Source organism: Streptomyces sp. WMMB 322, assembly GCF_900090145.1.
GTDB lineage: Bacteria > Actinomycetota > Actinomycetes > Streptomycetales > Streptomycetaceae > Streptomyces.
In genome coordinates this window covers 50312-73000 of the sequence record NZ_FMHI01000006.1, presented here as the reverse complement: position 1 = coordinate 73000, position 22689 = coordinate 50312, and the positions used below count along the sequence as shown (strand labels likewise).

The window sequence follows — 22689 nt, the reverse complement described above, 5'->3', positions numbered from 1 at the left end:
CGGCGGGAAGCGGGCGGCCGTGGCGGCGCTCAGGAGCACCCCGCCGACTCCGCCCGCCGGGCCAGGGCCTGACGCGAGCTGATGCCGAGCTTGCGCATCGCCCGCGCCACGTGCTGTTCCACCGTCCGCGGAGACAGATGGAGCGTGGCGGCGATCTCCCTGTTCGTCAGTCCGGTGGCGGCCAGTTCGGCCACCTCCCCCTCTCGCGGGGACATCCGTTCCGCGTACGAGGGCCGCCCCGGGGAGCGGCGCCGTCCCGCGGCGGGGTCGTGCGCACGCAGCGTCGCCCGCACCCTCGCGGCGTCCCACACCGCGCCGAGGTCCGCCAGCCGCTCCACGCACTCCGCGAGGCTCCGGGCGCCCGCCTCCGGGTCGCCGCCCGGGACGAAGGCGCAGCGTCCCGCGCTCTCGGTCATCAGGGCCGAGGCGTAAGGGTTCGGCAGCCGTGCGTACGCGGCGGCCGCTTCCTCGAACTGTCCGGACGCCGCTTGCGCTTCGCCCGCCGCCTCCGCGAGCAGGGCCCGGCACCACAGCAGCGCCGCCGTCGCCGCGGGGGCGTCCCGCCCCGACAGGCCGTCCGCGAATTCCTCGGCCGCCGCGCGGGCCGCGGCCGGCCGGCCGGCCCGGATGCGGGCCTCGACCACCCAGGGCGCGAGGGCCGCGCCCCAGACCCACACGCCCTTCCTCCGCAGCCACGACCACGCCGAATCGGCCGTCCGCCGCGCCGAGTCGACGTCCTGGCGGACGAGGTGCAGACGGACGTACGCGGCTGCCGCCGTGGCCGCGACGGGTGCCTCGCACGTCTCCCAGGCCTCTTCCGGCCCGCACGGGTTCCACGGTTCGCCGTCCCGGAGGTCCTGCGGCGACGGGGCGGGGCGCGGCAGCCAGTCCTCAGCCGAGGCCCATTCGCCCTTCGCCAGTGCGAGCATCGCGAGAACCACCCGGGCGTCGTTCGCGACGCCGTCCTCCGCGACGAGCACGGTGCACCGCTCAGCGAGACCGTCCCAGCGGCCCGTGAGCCAGTCGCGGAACAGGGCCGTGCCGCGACCCAGCCGCTCCAGGAACGGTGCGCCGCTGCGTACCGCCAACTCAACGCCCTGTGCGAGGAGTTCACCGGCGCGGCGGTGATGGCCGAGGTGCACCGCGCCGTTGGCCGTGTTGCACAGCCCCCGGGCCACCTGCTGACGTCCCGCACGGTCCGGGCTGGTCCGCGGCAGCTCCTCCACCAGCCTCCAGGCCACCGGGTCACCGAAGTTCATCAGCACCGTCGCCCGGCAGACCGCGACCGCCGTGCTCGCGGTCCGGTCCCCGGACGCGAGCGCCGCCTCCTCCGCGCGACGCAGCCAGCCGAGGCACTCATCGAGGGAGGGGCCGGGGAAGAACGGGTTGGCCAGCGCGGCCGAGGCGCGGGCGGCGAGAGCGGGCCGCTCCGTCAACTCCTCTGCCGCCAGGCGAAGTTCGGCCCGCCCCTCACGGAACCGGCGCTTCTGGCCGTGCAGCAGCAGGCCGAGTTCGAGGCGCACCTCGCCACGGGCGCCCGCCGGAAGCGACGGGTCGTCGACGATGCGCCGCAACGCACTCGCCGTACCCTCCGAACGCGGCACCAGCATGGCGCCGCGGGCCAGCGTCAGCGCCAGCCGGCCCCTTCGTCCGGGCGGCAGACCGCCTGCGTCCAGCGCCTGCTCCAGCAGGGCCGAGCGGGCTTCGTCCTCGGGGAACGTGCCGTCGGGGCCGCCGTGACCGTCGCCGTCGCCGTCTCCGGCACCGTCACCGACGCCGTCGCCTCCGGTGTCCGCGACGTGTTCGGCGGCACGCAGCCACTCCTCCGTACGGCCGCCGCCCCTCCAGTGGCGGGCGACCTGAGTCCAGGGGACCGGTGTCCTGCCCGCGAGCATCGACGCGGCGCGCTCGTGCAGCTGCTCCCGCACCGGGCCGGGCAGCTCCTCGTAGACGGCCGTGGCCTCCATCGGCACCGCGAACCCGTACCGTCCCTGCTCCGTCTCCCGCAGGACCGACGCCTTCAGGGCCGCGACCAGCGCCTCGTGCCCCGCCTCGCGGCACAGCCCGGCCACGGTGGCCAGGTCCCCGGCGCCCGCCGGAGCGCCGAGCACCGCGGCCGCCCGGACCACCGGGCGGCACGCCTCCGGGAGCGTGCCCAGCCGTTCCAGCACCAGTTCCGCCAGGCGTACCGGCACCCCCGCCCCGTCCACGTCCGCGGCGGTGAAGTGCCCCCGCTCGCGGCTGCCGCACGCGTCGCGCAGGGTGCACAGGAGATCCACGACGACCTGCGGCACGCCCGCCGAGCGCTGGTGCAGCCGTGTGACGAAGCCCTGGGTGCAGCGCCGGGCGCCGAGCAACTTCCCGGCCAGTGTGCGTACTTGCTGCTCGTCCAGGGGAGGCGGCTCCCAGCGGGTGACGGAGAGCCGGGCCGGGTAGTCCACCGCACGTCCCAACGGCAGGCCCGGCCGCGGCAGTTGTTCCGGCCGGTACGTCAGCACCGCCACGAGGCGTGCGGGCGGTTCGCGCAGCAGGCCGCGCAGCAGCCCGAGATCGTGCTCGCCGGCGTGGTGCAGGTCCTCGGCGACCAGCAGCACTGGCCGCACCGAGGCGAGTGAGGCTTCCAGGGACGGATGGGAGACGCAGGCGGCGGGATCGGTGATGTCCACGGCACCCGATGGGCCGAACGCGACGACCAGCCGGGGCACGGCTCTCGCGTCGGGAGACTCCAGCAGCCGCCGCACCCGTTCGCTCTTCCCCGTACCGGCCGCGGCCCCGACCAGCACCAGCGCCGGGCGTGCCGGTCCGCCGTCCGGCGCGCACGCCAACTGCCGCTGCCACGCTTGCTCGCACACGAGAGGCCGCTCCTCGCCCAGTCGTCACGAACTCCTCGCCGTACCGGGCCGCCTGCGAGCGATGCACATGCCACCGATGGCCGGTGCCCGCTATGTATCACGTATTCGTACTAATGCACCAGAGCCCTGACTTGGCGGCTGCCGTACGGTCAAGTCCCGGCCCCCGTGGGGCAGTACGCACCACGGCAGACGAGAATGGACACCTTGCGGACAAGCCGGACCAGAGGAGAACCAGCAGCAGATGTCCCGCTATCAGGAGCTCAAGTTCCAGGCGGTCACGGCCTTCCAGCGCCGGGTCGGGAACCCCGTCACGACGCGTCTGCCGGGCCAGGTCCTCCTGGAGACCACCGGACGCACTTCCGGCCTGCCGCGCCGCACCCCCGTCGGCGGGCGCCGCACCGGCAACGAGTTCTGGCTCGTCTCCGAGTACGGGGTCAGGTCCCAGTACATCCGCAACATCCAGGCCGACCCGCGCGTCCGCGTGCGCATCCACGGGCGGTGGCACACGGGCACGGCCCACCTCGTCCCGGAGGACGACGCCGTCGCCCGGCTGAAGACCCTTCCGCGGCTCAACAGCGCCGCGGTACGGGCCTTCGGGACGAACCTGCTGTCCGTGCGCGTCGACCTCGACGAGTGACCGCCGGACCCCGCCGGGGCCGCACCCCGTGCCGGGACCGCTTCACACGGGCAGCCCCGCGGGCTCCAGGCGGCACACGACGCCCTTCGACGTGGGCGTGTTGCTGATGTCCGCGACGCTGTCCAGCGGCACCAGGACGTTGGTCTCCGGGTAGTACGAGGCGGCGGAGCCGCGCGCCGTCGGATACGCGACGACGCGGAAGCCCTTCGCCCGCCGCTCCACGCCGTCGTGCCAGACGCCGACCAGGTCGACCTCGGCCCGGTCCTCGATGTTCAGCTCCGCCAGGTCCGCCGGGTTGACCAGCACGACCCGCCGGGCGTTGTGGATGCCGCGGTACCGGTCGTTCATCGCGTACGGGACGGTGTTCCACTGGTCGTGGGAGCGCAGCGTCTGAAGCAGCAGATGCCCCTTCGGCGCCCGGAGCATGGTGAACTCGTTGCGGGTGAAGACCGCCTTGCCCGAGAGGGTGGCGAACCTGCGCTCGTTGACCGGGTTCGGCAGCCGGAAGCCGCCGGGCGCCGCGCCCCTCGCGTTGAAGTCCTCGAACCCCGGCACGACCCGGGAGATGCGGTCCCTGATCGTGCCGTAGTCGGCCTCGAACTCCTCCCAGGGAACGGCAGTCGCCTCGCCGAGGACGGCGCGCGCAAGCCTGCAGATGATCGACACCTCGCTGAGCAGGTGGGGTGAGGCCGGGGGCAACTTGCCGCGGGAGACGTGCACTTCGCTCATCGAGTCCTCGACGGTGACGAACTGCTCGCCGCCGGCCCGGACGTCCCGGTCGCTGCGGCCGAGCGTCGGCAGGATCAGCGCCGTCTCCCCGCACACCGTGTGCGAGCGGTTCAGCTTGGTCGAGATGTGCGCCGTCAGACGGCAGTTGCGCAGGGCTTCTTCGGTGGCCCCGCTGTCCGGGCTGGCCCGTACGAAATTGCCCGCCACGCCGACGAAGAGCCGGGCCCGGCCGTCGCGCATCGCCCTGATCGCGTTCACCGAGTCCAGTCCGTGCCGGGTGGGCGGCGTGAAGCCGAACTCCCGCTCCAGGGCGTCCAGGAAGGGCTGCGGCATCCGCTCCCAGATCCCCATGGTGCGGTCGCCCTGGACGTTGCTGTGGCCGCGCACGGGACAGACCCCGGCCCCCCGTCTGCCGATGTTGCCGCGCAGCATCAGGAAGTTGACGATCTCGCGGATGGTGGGCACGCCGTGCTTGTGCTGCGTGAGCCCCATCGCCCAGCACACGATGACCTTCCGCGAGCGCAGGACGCGTGCGTGCAGCGCCTCGATCTCCTCGCGGGCCAGCCCCGTCGCGTTGAGCACGTCGTCCCAGCTGACCTGGCGGGCGTGCGCCGCGTACTCGTCGAAGCCGGTGCTGTGGGCGTCGATGAAGCCGTGGTCGAGCACCTCGCCGGGCGCCTCGTCCTCAGCCTCCAGCAGCAGCCGGTTGAGTGCCTGGAAGAGGGCGAGGTCGCCGCCGGGACGGATCTGCAGGAACTGATCGGCGATGTCCGTGCCGCGGCCGATCACGCCGCGCACCTTCTGCGGGTGCTTGAACCGCATCAGCCCCGCCTCCGGCAGCGGGTTCACGGCGACGACCCGGCCGCCGTTGCGCTTGGTCTCCTCCAGCGCCGAGAGCATCCGCGGGTGGTTGGTCCCGGGGTTCTGGCCGACGACGAGGACGAGGTCGGCTTCGTGGATGTCCTGCAGGCTCACGGTGCCCTTGCCGGTGCCGAGGGTCTCCATCAGCGCCGAACCGCTCGACTCGTGGCACATGTTGGAGCAGTCCGGCAGGTTGTTCGTGCCGTACGCGCGGGCGAAGAGCTGGAGCAGGAAAGCGGCTTCGTTGCTGACCCGCCCGGAGGTGTAGAAGAGAGCCTCGTCGGGGGAGGCGAGGCCGCGCAGCTCGGCTGCGAGCAGGCCGGTCGCCTCGTCCCAGCCGATGGGTTCGTAGTGGTCCGAGCCGGGGCGCTTGACCATGGGCTCCGTCAGCCGGCCCTGCTGGTTGAGCCAGTAGTCGGACTTCTGGGCCAGCTCGGAGACGGAGTGCTCGCGGAAGAACTCCGCGGTCACGCGGCGCGACGTGGCCTCGTCGTTGATGTGCTTCGCGCCGTTCTCGCAGTACTCGTTGCGGCTGCGCTTCCCCGCCCCCGGCTCCGGCCAGGCACACCCCGGGCAGTCGATGCCCTTGTCCTGGTTGACGTTCAGCAGTGTCAGAGCCGTACGACGCACGGAGGTCTGGCTCAGCGAGTACTGGAGGGCGTGCGTCACGCCGGGCACACCCGTCGCCCAGGTTCTGGGCGGGGTGACGGACAGCTCGTCGGCCGGATCCTCGTTGCTGCTGCGCATGGTCTGCTCGGTCCCCTTCTGGCGTGTGGCGCGAACTCGGCGCCGCTGACGCTCCGTCGAGGCCGGTGCGATCCGGCGAGGCCACGGTGGCCGCGTCTTCAAGAGGCGTAACCGGGCCGGGCCGGAAATCGCCGCCCTTGTCTGCGTTCGGCCTTGTCCGCGGCTGCTCCAGCCTTGTTCCGCGGGACCGGGTCTGTCAAAGAGCTGTTGCCGATCAGCGGATAGGCGCCGTCTATCCGCGGGACGATCCCCGGTGGTCGGGACGATCGGGGGCGGCAACGGCCCGCTCGGTGGTAACAGCCCGCTCGGCGGCGGCGGTTCGCGGACGGGGCGAGCACGCGGGTAGCCGGGGGCGGACCGGGCGGTCACCCACAGGCAACCGCAGGCCCTCCCAGGTCGTCGCAGGTCACCGCCGTTCGCGGTGCGACCTCACGGCCCGTACCGGTGGCCCGCGGGCGGAAGCCCGACGCGGGGCCGGATGCCCTGCGGCGGCACCGGCGACGGCGCCGGCCAGGAGGGCGCCGCCGGGGCGGCGGGAGCGGGGGCCGCGGGAACCGCCAGCTGCGCCTGACCGGGAGGGGCGGCGCGGCTGGGGGAGAGCAGCGCATACAGAGCGGTGTCCCGCCACGTGCCGTCGGGCCTCTTCTGGTGCCGGCGCAACAGCCCTTCACGGAGCGCACCGATCTGCAGCATCGTGTCGTGCCCCGCACGGTCGAGGTCGTCGAGCTGCCACTCCACCCTCGAGAAACCCAGGTGGAACGCGTGCTGGACGAGCAGCAGATGGATCTCCACGGTGGCGTACGTGCCCGACAGCGACTCCCCGAGCCAGTGCCAGCCGATGTCCACCCGCTGATCGATGACGTTGATGTTGAGATAGGCGATCCAGCCGGCGGCGCGCCGGGTACGGGCGTCCAGCACGGCGAAGAGGAAGGCGCCCCCGGCGGCCTGCTGGGCGAGACGCTGCTCCACTATGAGACGCATCTCCGCCTGCGACCGGGGCGCGAGCACCGGCAGCCAGCCCCAGTCCGTCTCGACGCCGCGCTGAGCGGCGTAGAGGTCCGGGACGTGATCGATCCTGAGCGGCTCCAGTATGACGTGCCGGCCGTTCAAGGCCACGGGAGCGGGGGCCCGCGCTGTCATGACGGCACGCTAGCGGCCGCACACCGTTCGACGTAAGTGGCATGTGACACGTCATTCAACTTGGACAAATCCGCCGGCTTCTCGGCCCTGTCAGGTTTCACATCCGCCTCTTCGCGGGAGAGGCGTCCGGGCCCGCGCCGGGCCGGTGAACGTGGCAGAAGCCCGCCACCGGCGGCGCGGTGCCACGCCTCCTGTCAGACAGCCCCTGGGTGCGCGGTCCGGTGCGGCGCCGCGTGGTCAGGAGGTGCCGCGGTCAGAAGCCGAAGCCGGGGCGGTCCCTGCGGGAGACGACGGTGGTCCGGCCACGTCCGGGAGGCGCTCGTGACCGCACGTGCAGGCCCGTCCCCACCCGTCCCCACCCGCCTCCCGGCCCGAGCCCGGCGCACCCCCGTCCTGCGCTGACGGCCCCTGTATGCACAAGAAAGCCCCGTTGCCAGCGTTCGAGCTGGTCACAGGGCGTACGGAGGGCGGATGCAGCCGGGTCAGAAGTGGATGGCAGCCGATCGACGGTGAACCGGCAGTCGGTCAGAAGCCACTGTCACTCCCTGTACCGGAACGGCCTGGGTGCTGCCGGCACGTGACGGGGGCGTCTCGCGGGGTCTGTTCACGCTGGGGGCGGCGCTCAGTCGGGTTCCTCCTCGTTCGCACGGGACGGGGAGTCCGTAGGACGGTCCGCCGTCTCGCCGTGGTACTCAGGGTCGATCGCGTTCGCCGCGCCGAGGGCTGTGAGCAGCCAGTCGTCGTCCTGCGGCCGGAGGCGGGCGGCTTCACGGTGGGCGAGCGCGGCTTCCAGTTCGTCGAGTGCTGTCTCGAGCCGGGAGATGTCCGTTCCGGCCGATGCTTCGCGAACGTGCCGACGGGCATCCTCCACGCCCTGGTTCGCGTCCTCGTACAGGGCGTCGGGCTCGGACTTCTGAGGATCAACCATGCTTCCGAGAGTACGGCGCCGGTGCCCCGTTCCGACGAGGAGGTGCCGCGAGACCGGGTGTGGGACCGCGGCTGTTTCCGTGACGGGAACGGCCCCCGCGGAGAAGATCAAGGTCATTGCGGTCTCCGGCCGGCCCCGGCCGCACCGCGGCGCCGTGATCCGGTTCCCCGTGCACGTCCGGCAGCGGAGAGTGGACACCCGCCCGGCCGCCCGAACTCGCACCCGCCGGGCGGCCCGGTGGAAATCGTGCTTGCATGGGCGAGTGACGGAAATGAATTCGGGTGGGAGCAGCGGGTGGAAGAAGCGGCGCTGTCTCCGCCGTCCGCCCGGCTCTCCACCGATTCCCCATGCATGAAATTCCACCGGGGCCGCGGTCGGTGCAGGAACCGGCCACACGCACACCATCCAGTCGAAATTCCGCGTCTCCGCGCGCCCGTACGCAGAACATGAGCACAGAGCACAGCACGCAGCACCCGATGAGAAATCGCGTCCGGACCGCCGGTGCGGATGAACCGCTTGTGCCCGCGAAGTACCGGTGGATCCTGCCCGGGATTGTCTCCGCGCGCCGGGGGTGAGGCACCGCACAGGTTCGCCGGCCCGGGCGCCGCTGCCGGGCGGGCCGGCCCATCGGGGCCCGACCGCGTTCTCCGCCGTCAGCGCCCCGGCAGAACATCCACAGGTGCCCTTTCCGGTACACGCCCCTGGACTGCCCATGCCCGAAGGAAAAACGCCAGGTGCTAAACGTCCGCGGATACCCGCACTGGCGAACGAGATCGCGAAGTTCGCGGTCGTGGGCGGGTTCGGAGTGGCGGTGAACTTCGCGGTCTTCAATTTGTGCCGGACCGCAACCCAGCTGACCGTGGAGAAGTGCAGCTTCGCCGGAACCAGCGCCGCCATATTCGCCAACTACCTCGGATTCCGCTACTACACCTACCGCGACCGGCAAAGGAGGGGCCATGCCCGGGAATTCTCCTTCTTCGTGCTGTTCAGCGTGGTCGGCCTGGCGATCGAGAACGGGGTGCTCTACTCGGCGACGAACTGGTTCGGCTGGAACTCGGGCCTCCAGAGCAACCTTTTCAAGGGGCTGGGAATCGCAGTCGCCACGTGCTTCCGCTTCTGCTCGTACCGGACCTGGGTCTTCCGGGCGCGGACCGACACCGTCGGCAGCCGTGCCGGCAGTCCGGCGGACGGGTAGCGGAATCGGATTCTGCCCGGACGCCGCAGCAACCGGTACGACCCGGGGTGCTGCCTCACGGAACGCACCGGGCGCCGAGCCCGGAACCCAGACGACGGAGGAAGCAGGATGTCCGGATCCTCGGTGACGCAGGCGCTGATACTGGCGGGCGGCCGGGCCACCCGCATGCGGCCCTACACGGACGATGCGCCCAAGGCGATGGTGAAGGTGGCGGGCACCCCCATCGTCGGCCACCAGCTCGCGTGGCTCGCGGAGCACGGTGTGCGGTCCGTGACGATCAGCGGCGGCTACAGGCACGAGATGATCACGGACTACGTGGGCGACGGCTCCGGCTTCGGCGTGACGGTGCGGTACGCCGTCGAGAGCGAGCCTCTGGGGCGGGGCGGAGCGCTCAAGTTCGGGGCCGCGCACCTCGCGGAGCCCGACGCACCCTTCTTCGCCCTGAACGGCGACGTGATCACGACGTTCCCCCTCGGGGAACTCGCCGAGCACCACGCCCGTCGACGCGGGTCGGTCACCGTCGCGCTGTCGCCGTACCGTTCGAGCTGGGGACTCGCCGACCTCGGCGACGGAGACCGGATCCGCGGGTTCACGCAGTCACCCCGGCTCCCGTACTGGATCAATGCCGGGATCTACGTCTTCGACCCGGATGTGGTCGGGCTCCTTCCCGCGACGGGGGACCACGAGGACACCACGTTTCCGAGGCTGGCCGAGGAGGGGCGGCTCGTCGGATACCGGGTGACCGGCTACTGGCGAGGGATCGACACCGTCAAGGACGTGATCGAGGCCTCCAAGGAGATCGAGTCGTCGGAGGCGGCCCTGCCTCCGGGGCTGCGGGCAGGGAACTCCGTCCACTGAGCGCGCCGCGACTCCTGGGACGCCGGCAACTGCTGTGCGCACAAGTTGCGTCGGCGCGTTGTTCCCGGGGCCCGCATCAGGCTCCGGGCCCCGAGCCCCGACAAGCCCGGGCCTGACGCGCTGAGGCTGCGTTGCGCCCGCCTGGTGCCGTGGCCGGGAAGGCTTGCCGGGCGTCGCGGGCCGGTGAACCTGACCGGTCACAGCACCCGCTGGAGGGTCCATGGCCAACCCGGCCGAGAGCGAGAAGCGTGAGAGCCGGCTGTTCAGGCAGGCGAGCCTCGCGCTGTCGCAGGCGGCGCCCGCCCTCGGCATCTACGCGGCCATCCGCCTGACCGGCATGCTGGCCGTCGCGGTCCACGCCTGGACGCAGGGGCAGCACCTCGGAGCGGTCCTGGGAAATGCCTGGGACGCGAAGTGGTACGCGCGCATCGCCACGGACGGCTACGGAACGGTCCTCAGAGCCTCCGGATTCGTGTACGACGACCGGGCCTTCTTTCCTCTCCTTCCCGGCCTGGAACGCGTCCTGTCCACGGTCCTTCCCGTCACCGCCGGCGAAGCGGGAATCCTCGTGGCGTCCCTCTCCGCACTCGCCGCCGCGTGGGGCCTTTTTGCCGTCGGCACGGTCGTACGGGACAGAACCACGGGGATCTGGCTCGCGGTTCTGTGGGGCGTAGTGCCGAACGCCGTGGTGCAGACGACGGCCTACTCGGAGTCCCTGCTGACGGCGACGGCCGCATGGTCGCTCCATGCGGCGCTCACCTCCCGCTGGATCCGGTCCGGCTCGCTGGCGGTGCTCGCGGGGCTCTCGCGCCCGAACGGTTTCGCGGTCGCCCTCGCGGTCATCTGCGCGGCAGCGCTCACCCTGTGGCGGGAGCCGGCCTCCCGCAGGGACTGGCGGGTGTGGACGGCGCCGGCCGTGGCGCCGCTGGGATACCTGGGGTACCTGGCCTGGGTCGGGTTCGACACCGGCGCACCCCTGGGCTATTTCAGGGTTCAGCGGGGGTGGGGCTCGCGTTTCGACTTCGGCCGCTCAGCCCTGGAATTCGCCTCGGAGAAGCTTGTTCCGGGGTCGGTGGGGCTCTCCTACTTCGTGGCGGCGGCCGTCGTCGTCGCTGCGGTGGCCGGCCTTCTGTGTCTGCTGCGGAGCCGCCCCTGCCCGCCCCTGGTGGTGTACAGCATCGCGATCACGGTGGTCGCCATCGGGGGCTCCCACTACTTCGCCGTCAAGCCCCGGCTCCTCATGCCGGCCTTTCCGCTGCTCCTCCCCGCGGCGATCGCGGCGGCCGGAGCGCGGCTGCGCGTATCCGTCCCGGTCACCGGGGTCTTTGCGGCGTTCTCCGTCGCGTACGGGGTCTATCTGCTCATGTGGGCGTCCACGGCACCGTGACGGCGCCCCGGTCCCGCGGGCCCCTGCCCCTTGAGCGCACCCCGGGCCCACGGCGCGTGAGGGTTCCGGGGGACGTCTGCCACGGCGCACTTCCTGCTCAGGACGCAAGGGCTCGGGGGCACAGGGCTCGGTGCGGTTGCCGATGTCACACCCCGCCGGTGAAACGCGTCCCGGCTGCCCCTTGACGGCGCTGCCGCGCGGGCCGAACAATGCTGAATCTGACAACGTTGTCTCCATGTTGTCCTGCTCTTCGCGGACAACGGCCCGCCGGTGCCCCGCAGTTCGCGCCACCGCCGGGCCTCGGCCCGCACCCGGAGGTTCCGCCATGGGTCTCTTCATGAAGTGGAACCGGCGCCTGCGCCTGCGTACCGCGGTGGCGCTGACCGTCGTCGCGCTGCTCGCCGGCGCGGTCACCGGTGCGGCCCCGCGGCCGGCCGCTCCGGGCGAGGGCCGGCCGGTGGATCTCGTCAACCCCTTCATAGGCAGCGAGAACGAGGGGAACACCTTTCCCGGTGCCGCGGTCCCGTTCGGCATGGTGCAACTGTCGCCGGACACCGGCCACAACACCGGTTACGACTACTCGCACAACCGCATCCGCGGCTTCTCCAGCGTCCATCTCTCCGGCGTGGGCTGCGGGTTGGGCGGCGATCTGCCCGTGCTGCCGACCACGGGTGAGGTCACGGAGACCGACAACGCCGAGTACGCGGCACGCTTCGACCACGCGGACGAGACGGCACGGCCCGGCTACTACCGCGCGAAGCTCGGCGGCCGGGGCGGCATCGAGGCGGAACTGAGCGCTACGCAGCGCACGGGCGTGCAGCGCTACACCTTCCCCGCCACCGACAAGGCCAACGTCCTGCTCAACGCGGGCCAGTCGCTGCACAGAACTGTCTCCACGCAGGTGGAGATCGTGGACGAGCGGACGGTGCGTACCGCGATCACCGGCCGGGGCTTCTGCGACGACACCGAGCCCTACACCGTTCACACCGTCACCCGCTTCGACCGGCCTTTCACCGCCTCCGGGACGTGGAAGGGCGGCAAGGTCACCGAGGGCTCGCAGAAGTCGCAGGCGGGGAGCGGCGGCAACGGCGCGTGGGTGCGCTTCGACACCGGTGAGGACCGCACGGTGGAGGCCACGACCGCGCTGTCGTACGTCGACGCGCGGGGCGCGGGGCTCAACCTGCGTGCCGAGGGCGGGCGTTCGTTCGACCGGGTCGCCCGGGCCGCCCGGACCGCGTGGGAGGACAGGCTCGACGACGTACAGGTGCAGGGCGGCAGCCAGGCGCTGCGGCGCACCTTCTACTCGTCCCTGTACCGCTCCTTCCTCGCCCCCAGCATCGGCAGCGACGTCGACGGCCGCTACACCGGCTGGGACAAGAAGATCCACCGGGCGAAGGGCTTCACCTACTACCAGAACTTCTCGCTGTGGGACACCTACCGCACGCAGAACCAGCTCCTGTCGCTGCTCGCGCCGCGTGAGGCACGAGAGATGGCGGTCTCCGTGCTGCACAACGCCGAGGAGGGCGGGTGGCTGCCCAAGTGGGGCTACGGCACCGTCGAGACGAACATCATGACCGGCGACCCGGTCACCCCGTTCCTGACCGGCGCCTATGAGCAGGGCCTGCTCCACGGGCACGAGGAGCGGGCGTACCGCGCGCTGAAGAAGAACGCCGACGGCCTGCCGCCCGCCGGTTCACCGGCGCTCGGCCGCGGGGGGAACCCGGAGTATCTGGAGCGTGGTTTCGTCCCGTACATCAAGGGCCGCCCGCACACCAAGCCCGGCGACTCCGCCTACGACCACGCCGCCTCCGCCACCCTGGAGTACGCCCTCTCGGACGCGATGCTCGCCGGGATGGCCGACGGCCTCGGCCACGAGGCGGACGCGGCGCGCTACGCCCGGCGCGCCCAGAACTTCCGGGAGATCTTCGACGAGTCGACGGGCTTCTTCCGCGCGCGGGACGCCGGCGGGGAGTTCGCGGGCCCGGCCGACCCGGCGAAGAGCGTGGGCTTCCACGAGGGCACCTCATGGCAGTACCAGTGGCTGGTGCCGCAGGACCTGCCCGGCCTGGTGGGCCTGATCGGGGGCACGAAGGCGGCCAACGAGCGCCTGGACTCCTTCTTCGCCCACGACAAGATGCTGAAGGACCCGGAGAGGACAGCCCGGGAGGTGTGGGTCAACGGCCCCTACGACTACTACAACGCGGACAAGTACAACCCGCAGAACGAGCCCGACCTCATCGCCCCGTACACCTATCTCTCGACGCGCCAGCCGTGGAAGACGACCGACGTGGTCCACGCGGCACTGACGCTCTTCACCGACACCCCGACCGGCATGACCGGGAACGACGACCTCGGGACGATGTCCGCCTGGAACGTGCTGTCCTCGATCGGCATCTTCCCGGTCCAGCCCGGCACCGACACCTGGGGCCTGTCCACGCCGGTCTTCGACCGCGTCGACCTCAGCCTGGACCGGCGCTACTACCCCCGCGGCCGGTTCACCGTGAAGGCCCCGGGAACTTCGCGGACGCACCGCTACATCCAGTCGGCCGAGACCGGCGGCCGGGACCTGGAGCGCACATACGTCACCACCGGCACCCTGCGGAGGACGGGAGAGCTGTCCTTCGTGGTCGGCAACTCCCCGTCCACCTGGGGCACATCCCCCGACGCCGCACCACCCCCGCTGAACCGGCCGCGCTGAACCCCCGCCGCACCACCCCTGCTGAACCGGCCGCGCGGAAGGGGCGTCCGACGCGACGCGGGACGGGCTCCGTGAGCGGCGGCGCGGAGGAGCTCCACCGGCCGGCTGTCGTCGGTCCGGAGATCGCCGCGGGCTCGACACGGCGAGCGCCGCGCTCACCGCGGCACTGGCCCCCCTGGGGCTGCGCCCCTCGTGAGGGCGCAGAGGCACAGGCGGCCCGGGTGGGCGGCAGAGGCGGCAGAGGGCGGCGGCGGACCGCGGCGTACGGCGGCGGACCGCGGCGTACGGCGGCGGATCACCGCCGGGCAGTTGCGCCGAAGCCTCACGGTCCAGGGGCCCGGCAACCCCGACTGCCGCACAACAGACCGCTGGATAGCGGAAACTGACAGCAGATCAGCACTACCTCGGACAAGACTGACCACTCCGACGTCGCACCGGAGGGGAGCAGGGCCGGCATCCCCCGCCCGGGCAGATGCCGGCCGGACCACAGGACGTCGGCCGAACCGGAATCGATGGGAAGAACATGACCACTGCGGCGCCACAAGCCACGCCGACGGGCTCCAGCAGCCCGCCCCGGCGAAGCTTTCTGCTGATCTACCTGGCGGTCTTCGGGGGATACACGGGCCAGCAGATCCTCACGCCCGTGCTTCCGCCGCTCGCGCGTGAACTCTCCCTGAGCGAATTCCAGTTCGGCATCGTGATGAGCGCGTCAGCCGCCATGGTCGCGCTCGTCAGCCCCTGGTGGGGCCGGCGCAGCGACACGCACGGCCGCAAACCGCTGCTCGTCGTCTCGCTGTTCGGCGCCGCCGCGGGCCTCTTCGCCTTCGCCGTGTCCGCGCACCTGGGGCTGATCGGCACCATCGGCGCCCTGGCGACGTTCGCACTGCTGCTGGTCACCCGCGGCCTCGTCTTCGGCGGCGCGTTGGCAGCGCTGCCCGTCGCGGCGCAGTCCTACGTCGCCGACGTCACACCGGACGAGCAGACCCGCGTGAAAGGCATGGCACGGGTGGGAGCGGCCATCGGCCTCGCCCTGGTCCTCGGGCCCGGACTCGGCGGCCTGCTTGCCGACTTCGGGCTGGTCGCCGCTCTCTATCTGGCGCCCGCACTGATCCTGCTGCCCGCCTTCGCCGTATGGGTGGGGCTGTCCAAGGACGCGCGCTCCGACGGGCCGAGGACGAAGGCGCCGCGGCTGAGCCTCCGGGACGAGCGGGTCTGGCCGTTCCTGCTGGCCGGCGTCGGGGTCTATCTCTCCGTCAGCATGCTCCAGATGAGCGTGGGCTTCCTCCTCCAGGACCGGCTGGGCCTGACGACGCGGGAGACCGCCGAGTGGTCGGGGTATGTGCTGCTGGCCGGCGGGCTTCCGATGATGCTGGTGCAGGGCGTCGTCATCCCGTTCCTCAAGTGGCGGCCGCTGCGGCTGCTCCGGGTGGGGGTGCCGCTGACCGGCGTCGCCTTCGTGGTGATGGTCTTCGCCGACAGCCTTCCGGTCTTCTTCGCCGCCACCGTGCTCTCCGGCATGGGTCACAGCCTGGCCATCCCGGGCTACAACTCGGTGCTGAGCCTGCGGGTCGGCGCCGACGAGCAGGGCGGCGTGGCCGGGCTGATCTCCGCCACGAACGGCTTCACCCTCGTCCTCGGCCCGCTCGCCGCGACGGCGCTGTACCAGACGGGCGTGTCGCTGCCGTTCGTCTGCGGTGCGGTGGTGCTCGGTCTGCTCGCGGCGTTCCTCGTGCTGTCGCCCAAGGTCCGCGACATACCGGCGCCGCAGCCCGCCCCCGAGGACTCCGGCACGGCCGACCGGCAACGACCTGACGTACCCGCTCATCGTCAACCTCCGCCACGAGGTGAAGGAGACCGTCCTGCATGATGTGGGCACCGTGCGCTACCTCGACGGCGAGAGCTTCTACGAACTCGTATGAGGGAGCTCCCGTGAGGGACCTCGCAATGAGGGATCCGGCAATGAGGGATGCGGCCGCGGTCAGCGACGCAGCAGCGGCCCCAGCACGATCGAGACGAAATTCACGACGAAGTGCATCACGACCGGGGCCACAAGACTTCCCCGCCACTCATAGACGACGGCGAAAACAAGACCGACCATACCGACCGTCAACACGCCGGCGCCTCCTTCGTATCCGTGGCCGACGGAGAACACCAGCGTCGACAACAGCACTGCCCAGGCGCGGTTTTGAAGAACGCTTTTGAACCGCAGAATCAGATATCCGCGGAAAATCGTCTCCTCGGCGACGGCCACGACCGTAACGAGGACGATGGCGAGCAGCAGGTCGCCGAAACCGGATGAGGGCAGCAGCCCCGCAGCACCCGTCCGAGGCCTGGACAGACCCGCGGTTCGAAGGGCGGCGACCAGCAACGCGGCGCCGATCAGCACCGGTACCGAAAGCGCGAGCCCTACGAGGATCTCCTGCCCGATGTCGCGCCGGACCCAGCCGACGGCGGCGACGGGCTGCCGGGCCCGGGACAGCAGAAGCAGAATCAGCGCAACCAGGCCCGCATCACGCAGGATCGTCGAGGCGGCGACCACGGGAAAAGGCAAGGCTCCCCGGCTCTCCGCGAGAAACGACAACGCCATCGACGGCACGATCAGCAGCAGGAAAACACCCGTCTCGGCCAGCTCCTGACGTCGGGTGAGAATCCCGGCGTGCGCCTCGTCCTGCATGCAACTCCCGTTTCCGAATTCCGCCCCGTCGACGATGACTTACCGAGCCCGGAAAGCCAATCAGCCACACTGACGGGAGGCGCAGGTCCGGTGGGCATGCCGCATCACGGCTCGTCGCGCCTTTGGATCAGGGGAGTCGACGGAGGCTCACGACCGACCCCGACCCCGACCCCGACCCCGACCCCGGGGCCTGCGGCCCGGGGAGGCGCCTCACGCACCGGAAGTGCGAGCCTTCCGGCGCAAGGCCTCCCGGCAGAGGTCCTCCGGCAGTCCTTCCCGGTCGCAGCATCGCCGCAGACCGGTCGGCACCGCCAACACGCAGTTCCCAGCCCGTCGGTTGAGCGGCTTACCGCCTGGCGGCCGGCCGCGGGTGCACACCTCGACGGGCGGGATGCTCCGGCCGCCGCTGCGCGGAAACCGCCGCGACGGCACAGCGCAGCCGCGACGAGGCCGGAGCGGTGCCGAGTACCAGAGCATCGACGCTGCAGGGAAGAGCCAGGACGTCATCTCGTCGGGACTCCTTCAACAATTCACCGCAAATCCCCTGCTACACCGCTCAATCCTCTCGGTGGTGTACTCAGAACGATGGAGGACGTCCGCACGGGATCGACCACGGTCACGACAAAGTTGTGCCATCAGTACGAGAACTCCATCTTCGTGAAGAGGCTGCGCTAGGCTCACGGCCGTCTTCGGGCCTTGTAGGCCTAGGCCTTGTACGCGATCAGACCTGCAATTCAATGGTGTTGTCATTCGCTACGACCCGGGCCAACGCCATTTCCCTTGATCATTTCACGGTCCCGGAGGGCACGGGGCGCGAGAAATTCGAGGCGCTGAATGAGGCGAAATGAGTGGAGTGAAGCTATATGAGAAGTGAAGGCCACAGACGCTCGCGCACGGCGAACAGAACGGTAGCGATCGTCGCAGCGCTGGTGGTTGGTGGCGGCGGCGCGGCGGCGATAGGCGTGAGCGCCTTCGCGGGATCGAACGAAGCCCCTGCTCCTGCCGCCAGCACGATCGACTGTCCTGATGTGAGCCTTGCACTGGGCCAGGTGCCCAAGGGCGCCAAGGAACCCGTGGGTCAGAAGCTCGCCACTCTGGACCAGCAGGTCGCGCAGGCTTACGGCCAGTGGAACTCCCAGGAGCAGACCTCCGAGGAGACGCTCGGCCAGTTGAGGCAGCAGCGCTCGGAGACCATCCGGAGCATGGGGCAGGACATCAGGAACGCCGGCGGCCAGGCCCCCGGTGATCTGGAGTCCATGGCCCAGTGCCAGATGATGCAGGACCAGGCCACCCAGGAAGGCCAGGACGGCGGAGACGAGGACGGCCGGCAGATCCAGGGCCCGGTCGCCGCCGACTTCGTCAACATCGAAGACGTCGAGCCCAACGCCTCGAAGGAGGAGGACCCGGGCGGCACTTTCGAGACGAAGTGCGGCAACAACGAGGAAGAGCACTTCAACTCGGACAACGTGATCGCCGCGCCGGGTGTTCTGAACGGCGCACACCACGTGCACGACTACGTGGGCAACGAGGACACCAACGCTGCCTCCAGCGACGAGTCCCTCGCCGCAGCCCGCACCACGTGCGCCAAGGGTGACCAGTCGACGCACTACTGGCCCGTCATCCGTTCACTGGACGGCAACGAGGACCAGCGGGGCGCCGTACAGGAAGGCGACGTCCAGAAGCAGAGCAGCCAGGGCCAGGAGAAGCCGCAGGGCCAGCGGACCGGTGACGACGCCGGTCAGGACCAGGGCCAGGACCAGGACCAGGGTCAGGAGCAGCCCCCGGCCGAGGGCCAGGACCAGGGTCAGGACCAGGGCCAGGAGCAGCCCCCGGCCGAGGGCCAGGACCAGGGTCAGGAGCAGCCCCCGGCCGAGGAGCAGCCCCCGGCCGAAGGTGAGGACCAGGGCCAGGACCAAGGTCAGGGTGAGGACCAGGGCCAGGGCGAGGACCAAGGTCAGGGTGAGGACCAGGGCGAGGACCAGGGCCAGGGCGAGGACCAGGGCCAGGGCGAGGAAGACCAGGTGGGTGGCGGCGACGGGGCCGACGCCCAGCCCGGCGACGGCGGTGCCAACGACCTCAACATCGGCAGCATCCTCCAGCCCGACGCCACGCTGAAGTTCACCTCCGGCGGTGCCGACCAGGTCGTCGAGATGCCGCGCTTCCTGCGCATCATCACCGGTGACGCGAAGTCCTTCACCAACGGCGACGAGAACGCCAACGCCTCGTGGAGCTGCGAGGGCTTCGAGGACCGTCAGCTGGAGGACAAGTACCCGATCTGCCCCGAGGGCAGCGCGACCATCCGTACGTTCAAGTTCCAGAACTGCTGGGACGGTCAGAACACGGACAGCGGCAACCACCGCGACCACATGAAGTTCTCGGACGACGAGGGCAACTGCCCCCAGGGCTTCCAGAACGTCCCGCAGCTTCAGCAGACGATCAAGTACGACATCCCGCAGAAGAACCTGCTCGACGCTGACACGCCGTTCGCGGTGGACTCCTTCCCGGAGCAGCTGCACAAGCCCATCACCGACCACAGCGACTTCATCAACGTCATGCCCACGAAGTTGATGAAGGAAGCCGTGGACTGCATCAACGAGAACAAGGACTGCCCGGGCAAGTCCGAGGACACGGAAGGCGGAGAAGGCCAAGAAGGCGGAGGGGGAACGGACTCGAAGCCGGGCGACTCGAAGCCGGACGAGAAGCCGGAGGACTCGAAGCCGGAGGACTCCACCCCGGGCGACTCGAAGCCGGGCAACGACAAGCCGGGCGAGTCGAAGCCGGAGGACAAGCCGGAGGACTCCACTCCGTCGGACTCGAAGCCTGAGGACTCCACCCCGTCGGATTCCAAGCCGGAAAACTCGAAGCCGGAAAACTCGAAGCCGGACAACGACAAGCCGGAGGACTCCACTCCGTCGGACTCCAAGCCGGACGACTCCGAGCCCTCGGTCGAGGACCGGGACGACTCCTCCTCGGCATCGGACTCGGCGGCGGGCAACTCCACGCCTGCAGCCGTGAACCGGGATGATCCGTCCCCGGAAGCGGACGAGTCGGCCCAGCTGGCGAAGGACCGGGACGGCGACCTCGCAGGCACCGGCTCCAACACCCCGCTCGGCCTGATCATCGGGATCGCGGCCGCAGTCGTGGCTGCCGGTAGCGCCCAGGTGTGGTGGCTGCGTCGCAGGCACCTTGCCCGGCGCTGAATCGCCGTGACCCAGCGGCTGTGAACGCCCAGGTCCCGTACCCGCTCACCGCGAGCGGGTACGGGACCTCGTGCGTCCAATACCTGGTGCGTCCAATAGGACCGGCCCATGGCCTTCGCCATGCGCCCGCAGGCGTCCGCGTCGTCTGCGCTTCGCCCACATGGAGAGCACTCCGCGCCGGTCCGGTCATGCAACGTGAATGGACCTGGTCCTCACGGCGCCCTGCTGCGACCGCTTCGGCCGGCACACACGCAGCGAGTACGAGTCCGCAGTGCATCACTACGGCCTCGCCGTCAACGAAGTGGCCCGGCTACCCGTCCGGTCCGGTCTCCGCGAATTCACGATTGACGTTCCGGGCCGTCCAGCAGGCCGACACAAGTGAGCACCCGGCAACGGAGTTCGCACGACGCGTGCCCTGCACCCGTACCGGCGGGAGCCGTCGAGCGCGGTGCGCGGAACGTAACCGTCGGTCCGTGCCGGGCCCACGAAGGGATTAAAGCGTCCGTTCAGACGCAGAGGACGGTACGAAAGGTCTGCGCCGTGCCGGCCCCTGCTCAAGGATCTCCCGGTCCAGCAGCCTGCCGGGGGCTTTTACCTGGTCCACCTGAATCGGAAGGAACGTCCCATGGCTGCCGTACTGACCGAGCCTCAGGAGGAGCGGGTCACCAGACGCACCCCTGGGGCGGTGCTGGTGACGTGGCTGACCACCACGGACCACAAGAAGATCGGATCGCTGTACATGATCAGCGCTTTCGTCTTCTTCCTCTTCGCCGGGCTCCTGGCGATGGTGATGAGAGCGGAACTAGCCCGACCGGGAATGCAGATCATCTCCGCCGAGCAGTACAACCAGGCGTTCACGATGCACGGCACGATCATGATGCTGTTCTTCGCCACTCCGCTGTTCGCCGGCTTCGCCAACGCCATCATGCCGTTGCAGATCGGGGCCCCTGATGTGGCCTTTCCGCGGCTGAACATGCTGTCGTACTGGCTCTATCTCTTCGGCGGTCTCATCACAATCATCGGTTTCCTCACGCCCGGAGGCGCCGCCGACTTCGGATGGTTCGCCTACACGCCCCTCTCGGACAGCCAGCACTCGCCCAGCATGGGCGCCAATCTGTGGGTCATGGGTATGGCCCTGTCAGGTTTCGGAACGATCCTCGGGGCGGTCAACTTCGCAACAACAATCATCTGCATGCGGGCGCCTGGAATGACGATGTTCCGGATGCCGATCTTCACCTGGAACGTACTCCTCACGAGTGTTCTGGTGCTGATGGCCTTCCCGGTCCTCGCCGCCGCACTGTTCGCGCTTCAGGCTGACCGGCAGTTCGGCTCCCACATCTACGACGCCGCAAACGGCGGGCCTCTGCTGTGGCAGCATCTCTTCTGGTTCTTCGGGCATCCCGAGGTCTACATCATTGCGCTGCCGTTCTTCGGTGTCATCACCGAGATCCTTCCCGTTTTCAGCCGCAAGCCCATCTTCGGCTACGTCGGCCTGGTGGGTGCCACCATCGCCATCACCGGGCTCTCAGTGACGGTTTGGGCTCACCACATGTTTCCGACCGGAGCGGTGCTGTTGCCGTTCTTCGCTTTCATGTCGTTCCTCATCGCCGTGCCCACCGGGGTGAAGTTCTTCAACTGGATCGGCACGATGTGGAAGGGTTCGCTGTCATTCGAGACGCCGATGCTGTGGAGCGTGGGCTTCCTCGTGACCTTCCTCTTCGGCGGACTCACCGGCGTGCTGCTCGCCTCCCCGCCCATGGACTTCCACGTGACCGACAGCTACTTCGTCGTCGCCCACTTCCATTACGTCGTCTTCGGCACCGTCGTCTTCGCGATGTTCGCCGGCTTCTACTTCTGGTGGCCGAAGTTCACCGGCCGCATGCTCGACGAGCGCCTTGGCAAGATCCATTTCTGGACCCTGTTCGTGGGCTTCCACACGACCTTTCTGGTTCAGCACTGGCTCGGCGCCGAAGGCATGCCCCGCCGCTACGCCGACTACCTCGCCGCTGACGGCTTCACCGCACTGAATACGGTCTCCAGCATCGGCGCTTTTCTCCTGGGGCTTTCCACGATGCCGTTCCTGTACAACGTCTGGAAAACCGCGCACTCGTCCGAGAAGACCGTCCTGGACGATCCCTGGGGATACGGGCGGTCGCTGGAGTGGGCCACTTCCTGCCCCCCGCCACGGCACAATTTCTGCCAGCTCCCACGAGTCCGCTCCGAATCACCGGCGTTCGACCTGCACCACCCTGCGATGCGGACCATGGACGAGCGGTACAGGGCGGGCGGAAGAGATGTGATCGAACCCGAAGACGGAGCATCTCGCTCATGACGTCCGGCGGACGGCCCGTCGTCACCTGCTCCGCCCCACCACCGGCAAGGGAAGGGCGCAAGCCGTGACCCGCCCTGACAGTGAGGGAAGCGAGGCGGCCGTCTCGGGGCTCCGCCAGATCGAGGGCTACCTGATGGCGCACACCTACCGGCGCACGGCACGCGCGGAAGCCGAGGCCTTCGCCGACCTCCTGCCGTGGCTGACGGAGGCTCAGTACGAAGAAGTCGTGCGCATCTACACGGCAGACCGTCTGGACCTCACCCGGCGCATGCTGAAAACCATCAGACGACGCGGCACCGAACTGCAACGGGAATACGCAGACCGGTACGAGAAACTCCGGCGGGGTCTGCTGTGCAAGGTGACCGCGCTGCTCCTCGTGGCCACAAGCGTGAGCGTGCTGAATCTGGTGTTGGTGCTCGACCGCTGAGGAAGCCAACCGGCGCGCGTCTCC

General features: G+C 70.1%; 14 protein-coding genes. 9 read left to right on the top strand and 5 right to left on the bottom strand.

From position 1 onward, the window contains the following. Window positions 1-29: 29 nt before the first annotated feature. The gene (locus tag H180DRAFT_RS12090) at window positions 30-2852 is read right to left on the bottom strand and encodes a helix-turn-helix transcriptional regulator (RefSeq protein WP_074466758.1); all 2823 of its coding nucleotides are present in this window, start codon (window positions 2850-2852) and stop codon (window positions 30-32) included. Between the two features lie 241 nt (window positions 2853-3093). On the opposite strand from H180DRAFT_RS12090, the gene H180DRAFT_RS12085 reads away from it, so the two are divergent. Further along, window positions 3094-3489 (top strand): nitroreductase/quinone reductase family protein, encoded by a 396-nt coding sequence (locus tag H180DRAFT_RS12085; RefSeq protein ID WP_055486041.1) that lies wholly within the window; start codon window positions 3094-3096, stop codon window positions 3487-3489. Between the two features lie 42 nt (window positions 3490-3531). On the opposite strand, the gene H180DRAFT_RS12080 is transcribed toward H180DRAFT_RS12085, so the two are convergent. From H180DRAFT_RS12080 to H180DRAFT_RS12070, 3 genes are all read right to left on the bottom strand, one after another. Further along, entirely contained in the window at window positions 3532-5826 is a 2295-nt protein-coding gene (locus H180DRAFT_RS12080) for an FdhF/YdeP family oxidoreductase (RefSeq protein WP_055486040.1), read from the bottom strand. A gap of 429 nt (window positions 5827-6255) precedes the next feature. Next, complete coding sequence (locus tag H180DRAFT_RS12075; protein WP_079100053.1) at window positions 6256-6966, bottom strand: GNAT family N-acetyltransferase; 711 nt, start codon at window positions 6964-6966, stop codon at window positions 6256-6258. A gap of 622 nt (window positions 6967-7588) precedes the next feature. Continuing rightward, window positions 7589-7894 carry a hypothetical protein gene (locus H180DRAFT_RS12070; protein ID WP_055486210.1) on the bottom strand — a complete coding sequence of 102 codons (306 nt, stop codon included), beginning with the start codon at window positions 7892-7894 and terminating at the stop codon, window positions 7589-7591. 712 nt (window positions 7895-8606) lie between these two features. Here H180DRAFT_RS12070 and H180DRAFT_RS12065 point away from each other — a divergent pair. The 5 genes from H180DRAFT_RS12065 to H180DRAFT_RS12045 all read left to right on the top strand — a co-directional run bounded on the left by H180DRAFT_RS12065 (window position 8607) and on the right by H180DRAFT_RS12045 (window position 15899). Beyond that, entirely contained in the window at window positions 8607-9089 is a 483-nt protein-coding gene (locus tag H180DRAFT_RS12065) for a GtrA family protein (RefSeq protein WP_079100052.1), read from the top strand. Between the two features lie 108 nt (window positions 9090-9197). Further along, on the top strand, window positions 9198-9947 hold the full coding sequence (locus H180DRAFT_RS12060) for a nucleotidyltransferase family protein (protein ID WP_055486037.1): 750 nt from the start codon (window positions 9198-9200) through the stop codon (window positions 9945-9947). A 220-nt stretch (window positions 9948-10167) separates the two neighbouring features. Next, window positions 10168-11334 carry a hypothetical protein gene (locus H180DRAFT_RS12055; RefSeq protein WP_055486036.1) on the top strand — a complete coding sequence of 389 codons (1167 nt, stop codon included), beginning with the start codon at window positions 10168-10170 and terminating at the stop codon, window positions 11332-11334. 337 nt (window positions 11335-11671) lie between these two features. Continuing rightward, window positions 11672-14032 carry a GH92 family glycosyl hydrolase gene (locus H180DRAFT_RS12050; RefSeq protein WP_055486209.1) on the top strand — a complete coding sequence of 787 codons (2361 nt, stop codon included), beginning with the start codon at window positions 11672-11674 and terminating at the stop codon, window positions 14030-14032. A 523-nt stretch (window positions 14033-14555) separates the two neighbouring features. After that, complete coding sequence (locus H180DRAFT_RS12045; protein WP_159033576.1) at window positions 14556-15899, top strand: MFS transporter; 1344 nt, start codon at window positions 14556-14558, stop codon at window positions 15897-15899. A 111-nt stretch (window positions 15900-16010) separates the two neighbouring features. Here the strand turns inward: H180DRAFT_RS12045 and H180DRAFT_RS12040 are convergent, their stop codons facing one another. Beyond that, the gene (locus H180DRAFT_RS12040; protein ID WP_055486034.1) at window positions 16011-16706 is read right to left on the bottom strand and encodes a CPBP family intramembrane glutamic endopeptidase; all 696 of its coding nucleotides are present in this window, start codon (window positions 16704-16706) and stop codon (window positions 16011-16013) included. A 1028-nt stretch (window positions 16707-17734) separates the two neighbouring features. Here H180DRAFT_RS12040 and H180DRAFT_RS12035 point away from each other — a divergent pair. The 3 genes from H180DRAFT_RS12035 (at window position 17735) to H180DRAFT_RS12020 (ending at window position 22665) form a co-directional block, all read left to right on the top strand. Further along, entirely contained in the window at window positions 17735-19906 is a 2172-nt protein-coding gene (locus H180DRAFT_RS12035) for a DUF1996 domain-containing protein (RefSeq protein WP_254665994.1), read from the top strand. A 625-nt stretch (window positions 19907-20531) separates the two neighbouring features. Next, window positions 20532-22238, top strand: a complete 1707-nt coding sequence (ctaD, locus tag H180DRAFT_RS12025) for an aa3-type cytochrome oxidase subunit I (protein WP_055486031.1) — start codon at window positions 20532-20534, stop codon at window positions 22236-22238. Window positions 22239-22302: 64 nt separating this feature from the next. Beyond that, on the top strand, window positions 22303-22665 hold the full coding sequence (locus H180DRAFT_RS12020) for a hypothetical protein (RefSeq protein ID WP_055486030.1): 363 nt from the start codon (window positions 22303-22305) through the stop codon (window positions 22663-22665). Window positions 22666-22689 lie beyond the last annotated feature (24 nt).

Coding starts and splice junctions, on each gene's coding strand:
- H180DRAFT_RS12040 (WP_055486034.1), bottom strand. CDS start 16,706: ATGCAGGACGAGGCGCACGCCGGGATTCTCACCCGACGTCAGGAGCTG.
- H180DRAFT_RS12055 (WP_055486036.1), top strand. CDS start 10,168: ATGGCCAACCCGGCCGAGAGCGAGAAGCGTGAGAGCCGGCTGTTCAGG.
- H180DRAFT_RS12085 (WP_055486041.1), top strand. CDS start 3,094: ATGTCCCGCTATCAGGAGCTCAAGTTCCAGGCGGTCACGGCCTTCCAG.
- H180DRAFT_RS12050 (WP_055486209.1), top strand. CDS start 11,672: ATGAAGTGGAACCGGCGCCTGCGCCTGCGTACCGCGGTGGCGCTGACC.
- H180DRAFT_RS12060 (WP_055486037.1), top strand. CDS start 9,198: ATGTCCGGATCCTCGGTGACGCAGGCGCTGATACTGGCGGGCGGCCGG.
- H180DRAFT_RS12080 (WP_055486040.1), bottom strand. CDS start 5,826: ATGCGCAGCAGCAACGAGGATCCGGCCGACGAGCTGTCCGTCACCCCG.
- ctaD (WP_055486031.1), top strand. CDS start 20,532: ATGGCTGCCGTACTGACCGAGCCTCAGGAGGAGCGGGTCACCAGACGC.
- H180DRAFT_RS12075 (WP_079100053.1), bottom strand. CDS start 6,966: ATGACAGCGCGGGCCCCCGCTCCCGTGGCCTTGAACGGCCGGCACGTC.
- H180DRAFT_RS12045 (WP_159033576.1), top strand. CDS start 14,556: ATGACCACTGCGGCGCCACAAGCCACGCCGACGGGCTCCAGCAGCCCG.
- H180DRAFT_RS12065 (WP_079100052.1), top strand. CDS start 8,607: ATGCCCGAAGGAAAAACGCCAGGTGCTAAACGTCCGCGGATACCCGCA.
- H180DRAFT_RS12070 (WP_055486210.1), bottom strand. CDS start 7,894: ATGGTTGATCCTCAGAAGTCCGAGCCCGACGCCCTGTACGAGGACGCG.